This window comes from Bacillus cereus group sp. RP29, from assembly GCF_040459765.1.
GTDB lineage: Bacteria > Bacillota > Bacilli > Bacillales > Bacillaceae_G > Bacillus_A > Bacillus_A paranthracis.
Genome location: NZ_JARVHN010000002.1, coordinates 244,881 through 258,233 on the forward strand (window position 1 = coordinate 244,881; position 13,353 = coordinate 258,233).

Consider the following 13,353-nt stretch of genomic DNA (forward strand, 5'->3'; position numbering starts at 1 on the left):
CCTGTAACAATATATGGACTTTCATAAAGGCGAGTTTTACTCATCCACAGTAGCGACACTAATTGTGCCAGTAAGCCTTTCGACTTACTTCCGATATAGACCCGTACCATCAGAGATTCGTCCGCACATCCCATACTCAATTGGTTCATAGTGCATACTAACCATAGGTAATTTATAGACTTCCGATTTATAGGTTACATCACCCACCTCTGAGTGACTTTCGCATCCTATAGGATTACGGTAACTCTCAACCGACTTCACCGAGCTTCATACAGTTCAGCTCTTGCTAACTTCACTGCATGTCGGAGTATTAAAGGAAGCCCTTCAAGGCGTTACCCTATCATTTGACTTCTTGGAATGACAGTTCACTGTTGAACTGTAAGTTCGACAATGCCTAAGCTTTTCACTTAGGAACGTGTCGCACCACCTTTTGGATCGACTATCAGAGTTTGGGCTCCTCCCAGTACCGCTAGGTAAACAATTAAGTTTGTTCCAAATGATTTACCAGAACCAGTACTTCCTGTTACTGCAACTGAAAGTGCGCTCGTTTTTTGATTTGCAACAGTATTTGTCGCTGCGAGAGAAGGTGTCATATAAACCGCTTTGTTTAAAATACCAGTTGTACCTATATAAAATCCGATATTATCACCTAAATCTTGTGTTGCACCAAACATACCGGCTGCCAGAACCCCAGGCTCCATAAAGTGTATATAATCATTTACATATCTTCTAGCACCAGGGATAAATTCATTAAACAGCAGGAACTGATCTCCATATGGTCTTACTAGTTCAATCATCATCTCTCTATAAATAGAAATAAGTGAATTGGTATTTCGACGCATTGTATCTAAATCTTCAGCACATATACAGAAGGATACCGATGTCTTAACAAGTGGCATACGTGTCTTTTGTATAAGGGCCTGTAATTCAGTAGCTTCTTGAACACCTTCATACACGTTTAATCCAACAGTTTGTGAATTTTCCCTTGCATGTGCTTCTTGATCTTCTAAATCTTTTTTCTTTTTATTTAGTTTAGATAGAGCTTTACGATGGTTAATATTTTCTGTGCGTACACTTAGTTCAATTGGGAAATCTATATTTTGGATCATATACATCCACTCTTGGTCTGGAAACTCCATTGTATATGGAATCTTGGATGCCGATAAGAAACTCATATATGCTGGATAATCTAATCCATCAGAACCAATTTGGGACATTTCTATATGTCTTCCTTTAACCTCTACTTCTGATTCTGTTAAACGTAATAAACTCTCTTGATTCGGAAAGATTGCAGAATCGTCATCAATTACTGGTGGCGTCCATCCTGCTGTAACAGGTGCTTCCAATGTACGATAGAAGTTTCGTAATACAATCCATTGTGTTTCATTTGTTTCTAAACTTCTTACTGCTAAATGTTTTCTTATTTTGTTTCTAAAGGCACTAGCTTCCCGCTTATACATCTCCAAATCAGTTTTTAATATTTTTGTATCACCAAGTAGTCCAAACTGTTCTGCAGTGTTTTTAAAGGTATGAAATGCAGTGTAAAGCATTTCCTTAAGTCCTTCTTGTATGTGTCTTACTTTTAATTTCACACCTATAAAATAGCGATATTCTACAGCGTTTTTACCAAATTTTCTTTCTAACTCATGGACAACGTCATCAGTATGATCGATTGCCAGCTCTTTTAGTTCACCGCTTACTGTTTCTTTAAACTCATCGGCTTTTTCTTTGAAATTCTGATAAACAGGTATCATTAATAGATGTTTTTCTTCTTCATAATTCCAAAATAAGCCGAGTTGTCGCATAAACAACGTATTTTTATCATCGTCTCCTTTAAATTCATAAGGAATCCCGTATGCCTCATAATACGCCCAGCAAGAACCATCTTGGTTAAAAATCAAATTATCATGAAAATATTTGACTGGAAATTCAACCTGATTCATTTGTGCCTCCTTAGAGAAGAATATGAGACTAAACTAATTCTTCCGTATAGATTAATTAATTACTTTTTCTTAATTGAATCATCCTTAAATCGAACTACTGTCTTATATTGATAGCTTCCAATATTGCCAGTTGTATCTTTATAACGACTCAACTTCTTTTTTTCAAATGTAAATACAAAGAATCGATATATAAATTTGTGTGGACTTTTTCCATCCAATTCTACATTTCCAAAGAAGTACGCTATACCACCAGGTAATATTAGATATTTGAAAAAGACGTTATTTCCTAATGGTAAAATCTGTTCTAAGAATAATATTATTAATAATGTTCCAACAAAAATCCCCAGCTGTCTGTAAGGTACAGGGAAAGGGAGTGTTATATCCCTTATCCCATATAAACTCTTAGGAATATCCCATATAGAGTTGTAAGTCCTTACTTCCTTGCGAGTCGGTTTCTGAATCACTTATACCAACTCCTTAAAATTTCTATTTTTTACAAATGATCATTTAAATAATAAATTATATAATTTTGTTCCAAGGTCTTTGAATACATCTGGAGTGAATACAAACACAGATACAATCGCACAAAGTACTAACCAACCAATTAGACCAGCCATTTGTCTTTTTACAAGTAAAACTATTACACCGATGATTGCTACAACTAAAAATATGGGACCTAACTGAGCTACTAACCAGTTTTTTGCATTTACTCCAAAATTAATGTTGCCTAAGACCGCTGCATCCGTAATAGCAGGTAATTGCTGAGCAACCATATCTAATCCCAAAAGCTCCATAATTATTTACCCTCCACTTTCTCTAATGTGTTTTCAAATTTCTTCATAGAGCTAATTGAAAACTTGTTATCTTTATTTACAAGATTTAAATCATATGTGTATGTGTACTCTAAGCTGCTATCATTATCTTTTAATTTGGCATCGACTAAGACTCTATATTCTTTATCCTTATCCTCATAAATTCGTAGGTTTTCTAATTTGCTAAATGTCATAATACCTTTTAATCCATTTGTTATATTACTTTTTTCAAAGTAGTAAGCAATTTCTTCTGGTGTTCCTTCTGTATACACTTTAAATACAGATTGTAAAAATTGTTCTACTTTTTTTATTTCTGCATCTGTATTAATTTCTCGTCCTTCTGATTTGAAAGTTGCTACTTTATAAGCCGCCTTTTCTCTCTCTCCATGAACGATTGTAGGATTGTTAGGGACTACCATTTTCCCTTTCTCCATTAAAATTGGAATTGAGAAGTACCTTGTTACTTCTTTTGGTTCTTTTGGTGTGTCTGGAGCTTGTGTCGTTCCAGGAGCAGGATTATTTACAGGTTCTAGTTTTTGAATGATTTTTAATGTAACTTCTGCTTCATTTCCCTTTTGTCGGACCTCTACTGCTTCCGATTTAACTAAAGTACTAGAAGCGTTTTTTAAAGTGTCTCTATTTAATCCACCTTGCTCATCAGATCCTTCAACTAGAAATTTCTCTAATCGTTTTCTTCGTTCTTCAGCTACATTCATATCAACTTTCCAATTAAAATAATTAGCAGCAAAATTATTCGCATATGCAATTAATTCTGCTTCAGACATTTTAATTTTTACAGGTTCCTCTTTCTTTTCCTGAACAGCTACTGCTCTAGGAGGACCGGCAAGTTGGATAAATGAAAGGGAGCTTCCTACAACCACAAATCCCATTACAAACCAAAATGTAACCTTCCCTACTTTTCTTCCTGTTATCGCTGGAACTTTCTCCCTTGTTTTACGTTTCTTCTTTTCTTTAAGAGCTTCTGAATTCTCTTGTTGCATATCTAATATTTCTGTTGTTTTATTTTTTGCTTTTTTAAAGAATGTAAATTTCTTTTTTTCGGGGTTTTTCTGGGATTTCTTTTTTACCATGTCTTCACCTCTCTTTTTAAATGGTTAGGAGATTACAAATTTCATTGTAATTTCCACTAATCAACTATCTAATTTAAGTATGATTTACTTTTTTCGGAAATCTAAGAGAAAATGAAAAAAATTATGTTTTATATTAAATTTTTTTAGAATCAGTTATAATGTTTATTAGAATACATAAAAAACCAATTCCATTTAGAAATGAAATTGGTTATACACAGAATCGCTTCCCTATAGTAAGTATTACTGTAATATAAAACCTAATATAATATATATCTTTAATATATTTAAAGAATAAAGATAAAACTTTTATACAAAGAAAAAGTAGTGTTGGACTCTTGCTGTAGCAAGGGTCCATTATTATTTTAGTCATAAAAAATCATAAACAACAAATACTGGAAACGTAATTATTACTTATGGTTACGGTTTTAAACTACATAAAATCAAAAAGTGGAAATATAAAACCTACATATAATCATCATTATATTAATGCGGAAAACTGAATAAATAATAAAACTAAATCTTAAGGACTTACAAACAAATTTTCCACATTTAGATGAAAACTATACACAAACTACTAACAAAGTGATCAAAGTTAGAAACAGTATCCACTTTTTAAACATAACTAACATAGATTTTTCTGATTTTAAGTAGATTTAAAGGTAAAAGCCTATAAGAACTGTATTTCGAGCAATATATTATACACACATGGTCTAATTTATTAAGATATCAACACAATAATAAAAAAAGTTTATGTTTTTTTGTAGATAATAAACGAATTTAAAGACAGAAAATTCAGATTTATAAACTTGGAAACTTGTGAATAATAAAATTTACTCAGTCTGCAATATATGAAATTGCATAAAAATAGAGAGGAAGTTTTCAAGTTTAATGAAAACGCCTCTCTTTTTTATTTGAAGCAATCCACTTTAAATGCTATTTCCAACACGAATAGCCCTCTACTTTTGTTTTTTTCAAAAATAGAGAGCTTATCATTACATTGCTGGAAGCAGCTGATCAACAGTATGTGGTACTTCTTTTGTTGAACGGTAGTATGCTTCTAAAGAATGAAGAAACTGGATTAAATCAAAGTCTTCAGGGACCTCAATTACACGGATCTTTTCTTTCGGCAATTTATCAATTTTTTCAATGAACAGTTCACGAATATCGCTAGGGATTTGATTTCCTTTATGTCCACTGGACTTTAAGAGTTCGCGAATTTCAATTTCTAATGCTGTATATGCGTTAATATTTACTCCTTGTTCATAAGCATATTTTCTAAATAGTGATTCCTCTTGATACTGCATGTAATTACGATGGTAAGCATCTATAGTTACAGGTACAGCATATTTTGCATGAAGCAGGTCATGCGCTTTTCGGAATAGCTTTTGAACATTGCGTAAAGAGTATATAGCAAAATGAGTACCGAATTTAAAAATGGCCTCTTCTTGATCATGTTTAGGTACATTGTGTGTAATTAAAGGATAAATACCAGTTTTAGCAGCTGTGTCTAATACACGATATTGAGAAGATTGCTTTAATAATTTACTTAGTGTATAAACAAGCTTTTTAGGATATCCTTCTTGTCGATCAATCATTTCTCGTAAGCCACGAACTACTTGGCGAATTTGACGGTGACAAGAGTGTTTTAAAACGTTAATGAATTGGTTCATATCCTTTGCAAATTCAGCAATGTTCATTTCAACTAACAAGTTTTCAATGAATTTAACTTTACGCTTATATGTATCTCGTGGTGTAAAAGGATCACGGTATTCTGCTCCTTCTTCTTTCGCGCATAAGAAATCAGGATGTACAGATAAATGCAATGTTGTGTATTGCTTTTTATTCCTCTTCCCTTTTTCTAACTTACAAATTTTAAATAAAGGAGATCCAGTTGCAGAAAGTTTTGTTTCTAATTCATCTAGTACAGCACGAATCTGATGTGGGTATTTCTTATGTAAGTAACGATACATACCACCAAAATGAGTTGAGTTTCCTTGCTCATCCACTTTGAATAAAGAACGTTTCAGGGTAGTTTCGCGTTTCTGCTGCATTGCTACATCCATGAATAGTTTCTTAGCTGCAATTGATAACTCAAAGAATTCTTTGGTAAATACTATCGGGCTAATAAATGTATAGGCATTTGCTTTATTCGTTTCTTTATTCATGAAATCAGTTAAGGTAATTTTATATTTACCACTGTATTCATTTTCGATTGTAATGATGTTATGGAAACTTAACTTCTTCAAAGCTACATAAAATTGTGAGTGGTGAATATGTGCAAATGCTTCTTTATAATTTTTATAATCTTCCCAAAGCATGTGGATCGATACATGTGAAAGCTCACCATATGTATTACATTTTTTATGAAGAAATAGAAATACTTCTAGATCAGCATTTGTAATACCATATAGTTTATGTTTTCTGCCTTCGTTTTTATCAAATTCACTTACTTTATCTACAATCTTTTTCATTTTCAGTGAAAAAGATGGCTTTGCTTTAGCAACAAATCCTTCTTCATCTGCAATTCGTTCTTCATAGGACATTGACTTCACAATGTCTTCTAGATAAGTATCTTTAAAACTGTAATACTTACCTTCTAAAGCTTCTACTAACCTTTGCCATGATTTAATTGTTACAATTACTGGTGTTGTTGTTTCACCATTCAAACTACGTTTGTTCTTTATAACGAAAGGTTTTGCCATCTTTTTCACCTCCTTTTATTTTAAGTTGCAGTTTTCCCCACAATTAGATATAGATTTTCATTTTTGATTATATCAAATCGAATACTGGCGAAATCTGTCCCTTTAAGAGGAAAAATAAAAAAATGAAACGTGCCTCAATCCCTTGTGCGACAAGGGATTTGACGTTTCATTTAAAAAAGTTTGTTGCCACCATAGGGCTATAAAGTTTTTTGAATATGAAACGTATTATGTAGTGGGATAAATCCCTCGAAACCATTGATTTTATAGGGTTTTCATCTAATCTCGTTTGAAAGTTGTAGCCATCATATAGCTATAACGTTTCATGTTTTTACAACGAGTTGTATTTTATTGAAAACTGCTGTAACCCTTGGTACATATAGGTTGTTGGGATTTTCACAGTGAAAGTTGTAACCATCATATAGCTATAAACGTTTCAGTTCGTTTCATGTTTACTGCCATCATATAGCTATAACGTTTCATGTTTTTACAACAAGTTATATTTTATTGAAAACTGCTGTAACCCTTGGTGTGTGTAGCTTTGTTGTGATTTTCACAGTGAAAGTTGTAGCCATCATATAGCTATAATGATTTTAGCTTGTTTTTTTTCGTTTTTTATGAAATGGCTTTATATCAACGTTTATTACTAATTTTAATAGAATAAAAAAATTTTTTAATCAAATGATTTTCAAGATATTCTCGTTTCATTTTTTCAAAGTTGTAGCCATCATATAGCTATAACGTTTCATAAATTACGAAATTGTAGCCATTATATAGCTATTCATTATTAAAAGTAAGAAGTAATTGCCGCGATATGGCTATAAAATTTGAAATAAGAGCTTATAGCCATGATAAAACTATACAGTTTCAAGTAAGAAGTAGTAGCCGCGATATAGCTATGCATTTCAAGTAAGAAGTAATTGCCGTGATAAAGCTATAAAATTTGAAATAAAAGCTTATAGCCATAATAAGGCTACATAGTTTCAAATAAAAAGTAGTAGCCATGATAAAGCTATTCAGTTTCAATTAAGAAGCAGCTGGTGTATTTTAGTTGTGACCTAAAGTAACAAGTTACTAGTCGTTAAGCAAAAATCAGTGTATTTAACTAATTTACTTTTAAAAATTGAAATTGTATTGTAAAGTAGTGATTTTACAAATAGAAGCAGTTTTATATAATTAAAGACAAGTAAATAGAATTAAAATGACCCACAATAAAACGAGTAAAAACCAATAATTGTGTGAATTATTCAGATAACATTTCAACTTAAAGGTTATGTAGCCATCATATAGCTATGACGTTTCATATTGTTAGGATTTAATTATATTGGTTAATAACATTATTAGGAGGTACTTAAATATGGAGAGAGTAATAGCATTGTTCAGTGACGCCCTCCTACTTGCTGCTCCAATCTATGAAGATAATAAGCAGTTATGGGCCAAATGGCAAAAATATTATAACGAAGTCCAAGAGAATCACGATAAATTAGTAACTTCAGCTAATATATCCCCTTCTTTCTCAACACTTGTTTCTTGGCTGGGGCAGAAACAAGAACAAGGAATATCGTTATTGCACATTTACGCGAATCTAGATAAATATAAAATTGAGATTCAAAATGTATTAGATAAAATCATTGAACAAGAGTTTGGAGAAAAGTTTGAAGCAGCTGAACCAACTCAAATTTCAAATCCTGAACATGGTCAGATAGAAGAGCGTATAGCAGATATGCCTGACGAATATTATCCTGTATCAAATGACGCAATGTACTATCAATTACGTGATGGAATAGCAAAAAATCAGTTTGAAGAAGATGAAGCAGCGGCAAAACCGGTACTGCCATTAGAAACAAAAAATTCAAGCGGAGTAGCACAACTATCTTCACATAAGGATGAGGATTTGAGATTAGTGAATACAAATGAAGCGGAAAGATGGTCTATATTGGTTGATGGAGTAATTAGTAATATGGATGATCTTACAGCAGACTGTTTAGATACCATTACAATACAATGGTTAAATCAAGCTAAATCACCAGATGAATTCATAGATTTTAGTTATGAGAATGTATTGGAATTATGTAATATGCCAAAAGCATCAGCAAATGGTGTAGAGTATTATCGTGCAGAAGATAAGATAAAGGTAGCACAACGTATTGCAGCGTTAGCAAGCATCTTTATTTATTTGAATGATGATAATGAAGTTGTAGTACTGAACGATCAAGCTGAAACTGGGGAAAAATTTGAAGTAAAACGTGAAGTAATCAAAAGGCTATTCGTACTGGACTCTGTAGTGTTATGGAGAGATAAGAATACAAATGAATATATGGGGATAGAATCCTGTAAGATTAAACCGGGTAGTTTCTTATCGGGCTATTTGTATGGATCTAATAGCACAACGGCTTTATTATCGAAAAAAGCATTAGAGTATAATAGCTATAGACACAAGTTTCATAAACGTTTAATACGTTATTTATCCTGGCAGTGGAGAATCCGTCAACAATACAGTACTTTAAAAAGACCATACTCCATTGGTGGAGAAAAAGGTCTACTATCTGTAATGGGTATTACACCCACAAAGGGTCGCCCAACTCGAACTCGTGAACAATTAGAGAATATTTTAAATGATTTAGAAAAAGAAAATGTAATTTCACATTGGGCGTATGCAGAGGAATTGGATGAAACAAAGATAGGCGAACGTAATTGGTTTAAGAATTACTATTCCAAATTAGGAATCATTATCTTACCACCAAAAGAATTAATGAATAATATATATAGTATGGTAAAGAAAAAAGCAATAGATATGCAAGAGAAGCAGGAGGACCATTATATTGCAGAGACAGTAAAACAAACTCCTGAAGGATCAGAAGATGTGATACGAGAAAAAATTATGTATCAGCATATGCATCAAAATAAAACAATGCGTGAGATAGCAGATGAAATAGGTTTATCCCCTGCTACACTATCAAGATTCTGTAATAACAAAATGAAGCGTATTTCAAAAAGTGTTAATGAAAAACTAAAAAAGTGGTATGAAAGACAAATGATTATAGAGTCAATGTAAAGAGAAGCAGATCCTTTAAAGGGAGAGGTACCTGCTTCTTTTTAATTTCTTCACAAACTCATTTGAATTTTTAGCATAAAGAACTAATTTTCTTTAATGAAATTGCTTCGGAGTTTACATAAATTATCCCTATCTATTATTTGTAACATGCTGATGTTTTCGGCCATATTTATTCCCTTCCCCTCTTATCATTTTTATAGGCTTTCTATAATAAGTTCATTACTTCTTGTCTCTCTATCCACTTATCCAGTTTATTTTTTGTATCATCATTTAATCGTTTTCTTTGACCGGATAACATCCTTGAAAGCGTTGAATACGAAATATCAATTTCTTTCGCTAACCCACGAATACTTTTATTATTCTTCTCTTTATACGTGTTCATTTTTTCGATATAGAACTCAATACTATTAGGAATTTCTTGGTTTAGTATACTTACAGGCTTCTCTTCAATTACTGATGGCTTTTCTTCCATCTCGATAACTAATGGTACCTGTTGTTTATTTTTCTTAGTTATTAACTCTTGTTGTAATTTAACAAGTTCATTTGTAGGAGAAATAATGACTTTCAATTTTAACCAATAGTTTTCAAACCAGTTTTTTCCCTTACATTTTTCTTCATCGATTTCAGGAGAGTATTTCCACTCTTGAATTACTTGGTCTCTCATAAGATCATCTAACGTCTTTTCGAAAACTTGTCTTATTAGGCTTGGTTTTCTATTCATACTTATCTCCATTACTTGTAATAGCCCTTTAGGACCACCAATACTATATGAATGAGTTAGATGTTGATATGATTGTTGAATACGCCAACGCCAACTTAGATATCTAGTTAACCTTTTGTGATATCTCTGCTGCTTGCTGTTATACTCCAATGCTTTCTTAGATAATAAACCTGTTAACTTTTCAGAACCATATAGATATTTCGATAAAAAACTACCTGGAGTAACGTTCATACTCTCTATTCCTAATGTTTTATCCGTATCAATATCTTTTGCAATGATAATTTCATCCATTACAAACAATCTTCTAATTCTTTGTTTTTTATATGCTAGTGTTTCATTCGGATCCTCTTCATTCAATATCACGATCTCATTATCTTCATTAACATAAATAAAAATACTAGCAAGAGCAGCTAAACGCTCCATAATCTTTAATCTGTCCTCTTTTCGATAATAAGCCTTACCATTTTTGATTTGCTTCATATTACACATATCTAATATTTGTTCATAATGTACAGGCACAATAGTCTTATCATTTTCTGCACTCTTTACCCATAGTTCTGTAACAATATCGAGGCAGTCCGCCGTTAAATCATCCATTACTCGTGTTAAAAAAGTAGAGTCAATCAAAGTATTCCATCTTTTTAACTCTTCCCTTTGTAACTTCATATCACCATCGTCGTGTGACGATACTACGACTAGACTATTTTGTTTATCCTGCAATTGCGCAATACGAACATTTTTATCTTGATCATCTGTAAACTTATTCTTAGCAATGGTGTCCGATAAATGATACATAAATCCTGCATTACTTCGTTCTATATACTCGCTCTTAGCCTCTGAATCTAAAGGCAATTCTTTTTTGATAACAGGTAGTTTAATTCCAAATTCCATATATAAGTCGTCTTTTAAGCATTCGAAAATTTCTTCCTTATGATTATCTAATTTTGGAAGAATGTCTATCGCAGATAAACCTAAGGCTTCCTTTTTAGAAACCCATTTCACTAACCTTTCAAAAGTCTGTGATGAATAAGTTGAGTTGAAAATTGCCTGTAAGTCTTTTTCTACATCTTGATAGAACTGTTGCCATTTATTTAAAACTCTTTCACTACCCTCAACTCCAGTTAGTAGAGGGTATGCTATATATAAGGTGTTTTGAAATAGTACTTTTAACTTTTCCACTAATAATCCTCCTAAATGCTCCTAATACAATTATATCAATTGCTACTTATCATTCATACCATTCTAATTAGAGTTTCGATAGGATATATTATTATTAAGCATTCCTATTGTTTAGCTCACGTAAAAATAATGAACAATTAATATCTTTTTGTAAACTGAAGTGCCCATGAGAAAGGTATCTATCCAGAAGCAGGCAACTTTTATGAACACTTATTAAAGAAAATTAAAATGCAATTGATTATGAGTAGTGGGAATAATATTTAACAAACCTTTTTATAAAGGTTTGCTTTGAGGGTTCAGTAGATTTGACATAAATCCATTATTTAAGGTGGAATGAAAGTAAACAAATAAATATAAGTTCACATAAAAAAGAGGCATAGAAAAACACTCTATGCCTTTTTTTATATACAACTCAATTCCCTTTAATTATTAACTTAAAATCCACTACTAATAGTATAAAGTATTCTTTAAAACATTTATAACTGTGATGCTATAACAGCAATAGAGTTATGTAGTGAGTGAATCAAAACAACAATCCAAAAAGCAGATATTGTAACTTCTACTTTTTCATTCTTTTTTTGATATACCCAATAAGCATAGTTATATAATACTCCAATTATTGCTGTAGCGACTATATAAGTGATACCATCTGAATGAATTAATCCGAATATAATCGATGCTATTAAAATGATAAGATAATCACGATCTTTAATAAGAGGAATACAACTTAATACCCAAAATAAAAATACCTGGAAAATTACTGTTTCATATACAGGTGCCGCAAATACTCCTACTAAAATCTGTATAATAGCGGGTTCTTCCTTTATTGGATGTTGTTTTATTGCGGGTAAAAATAAATCTAATGGCATCACAAGTAAAAATGATCCAAATACTATAAGTAATACAAACCAAATTATAGGTAAATCAAACATAAATCTATTCAATTTTTCCAGCATATATCTTTCTCCTATCACCTTATTATATTCATAAAATTATATATTATATTTTATTTAATACAATAAGATAATAGAATTAAATTAGTATAAATAGTAAAAAATAATAAATTCTCTATCTTCTTCCCTATCCCACGAATATAAATTTTTATTCAAGAATTACCTTTCGTATTTGTAATAGCAACAATACATTTAATTATATTAAGTTTACAAAATTCGTTTTACACTAATTATAAGTTAAACATGCAACATCTTTCCCACCCTGTGTACCTTTCCTATAAAACATGCAACGCTTTTCCCATCTTGCGTACCTTTCCTGCAAAACATGCAACACCTTTCCCATCTTGCATAACCTTTCTACAAAACGTGCAACATCTTTCCCACCTTGTGTACCTTTCCTATAAAACATGCAACATCTTTCCCATGTTGCGTACTTTTAATATAAAATGAGCAACGCTTTTCCCATGTTACGTACTCTTTTACTAAAACAAGCAACATCTTTCCCATGTTGCGTACTTATTTTTCGCAACAAGCAACACCTAATATTTAAATTATTTAATTTTCCATTGAAAATAAGCAACATCTTTCCCAAGTCGCGTACCTATCCTGCTATCAAAATTTACTACAAACGCTGTTATATCAGACGATTAAAGATATTCAATCAAAAATAATCTATATATTTCACAAAAATCCTTTCCCAAGTCGCGTACCTATTTTCCTAAAAAATAAGCAACATCTTTCCCAAGTTGCGTACCGAAAATTAATTAAAGTATCTATGAAGTATTGATATTAAAGGATTTTTCCTATTCTTAATAAATAGCATCATACAAGAAAAGAGCAACACCGCTTCCCAAGTCGCGTACCAAAAAAAATCTCAAACTTTTTTAAAATCCCTTGTGG

Annotated in this window: 7 protein-coding genes and 1 pseudogene; 1 reads left to right on the forward strand and 7 read right to left on the reverse strand. The window is 31.8% G+C overall.

The features are described 5' to 3' along the window. Window positions 1-425 precede the first annotated feature (425 nt). The 5 genes and pseudogenes from QCI47_RS29365 to QCI47_RS29385 form a co-directional block, all read right to left on the reverse strand. Window positions 426-1,943: pseudogene (locus tag QCI47_RS29365) on the reverse strand (ATP-binding protein); the annotation flags it as partial. A 59-nt stretch (window positions 1,944-2,002) separates the two neighbouring features. Beyond that, entirely contained in the window at window positions 2,003-2,407 is a 405-nt protein-coding gene (locus QCI47_RS29370) for a TcpE family conjugal transfer membrane protein (RefSeq protein WP_000615187.1), read from the reverse strand. Between the two features lie 39 nt (window positions 2,408-2,446). Further along, window positions 2,447-2,737, reverse strand: a complete 291-nt coding sequence (locus QCI47_RS29375; protein ID WP_000421394.1) for a hypothetical protein — start codon at window positions 2,735-2,737, stop codon at window positions 2,447-2,449. Between the two features lie 2 nt (window positions 2,738-2,739). Further along, the gene (locus tag QCI47_RS29380) at window positions 2,740-3,846 is read right to left on the reverse strand and encodes a conjugal transfer protein (protein ID WP_242290958.1); all 1,107 of its coding nucleotides are present in this window, start codon (window positions 3,844-3,846) and stop codon (window positions 2,740-2,742) included. Window positions 3,847-4,838: 992 nt separating this feature from the next. After that, window positions 4,839-6,548 (reverse strand): hypothetical protein, encoded by a 1,710-nt coding sequence (locus QCI47_RS29385; RefSeq protein WP_001118187.1) that lies wholly within the window; start codon window positions 6,546-6,548, stop codon window positions 4,839-4,841. Between the two features lie 1,354 nt (window positions 6,549-7,902). On the opposite strand from QCI47_RS29385, the gene QCI47_RS29390 reads away from it, so the two are divergent. Further along, window positions 7,903-9,600: a helix-turn-helix domain-containing protein gene (locus QCI47_RS29390; protein ID WP_000442643.1), complete on the forward strand. Its 1,698-nt coding sequence runs from the start codon at window positions 7,903-7,905 to the stop codon at window positions 9,598-9,600. Between the two features lie 205 nt (window positions 9,601-9,805). Here the strand turns inward: QCI47_RS29390 and QCI47_RS29395 are convergent, their stop codons facing one another. Next, entirely contained in the window at window positions 9,806-11,500 is a 1,695-nt protein-coding gene (locus QCI47_RS29395; RefSeq protein ID WP_000413212.1) for a hypothetical protein, read from the reverse strand. A 476-nt stretch (window positions 11,501-11,976) separates the two neighbouring features. After that, window positions 11,977-12,456, reverse strand: coding sequence for a CPBP family intramembrane glutamic endopeptidase (locus QCI47_RS29400; protein ID WP_000890574.1), 480 nt, complete (start codon window positions 12,454-12,456; stop codon window positions 11,977-11,979). Window positions 12,457-13,353: the final 897 nt, after the last annotated feature.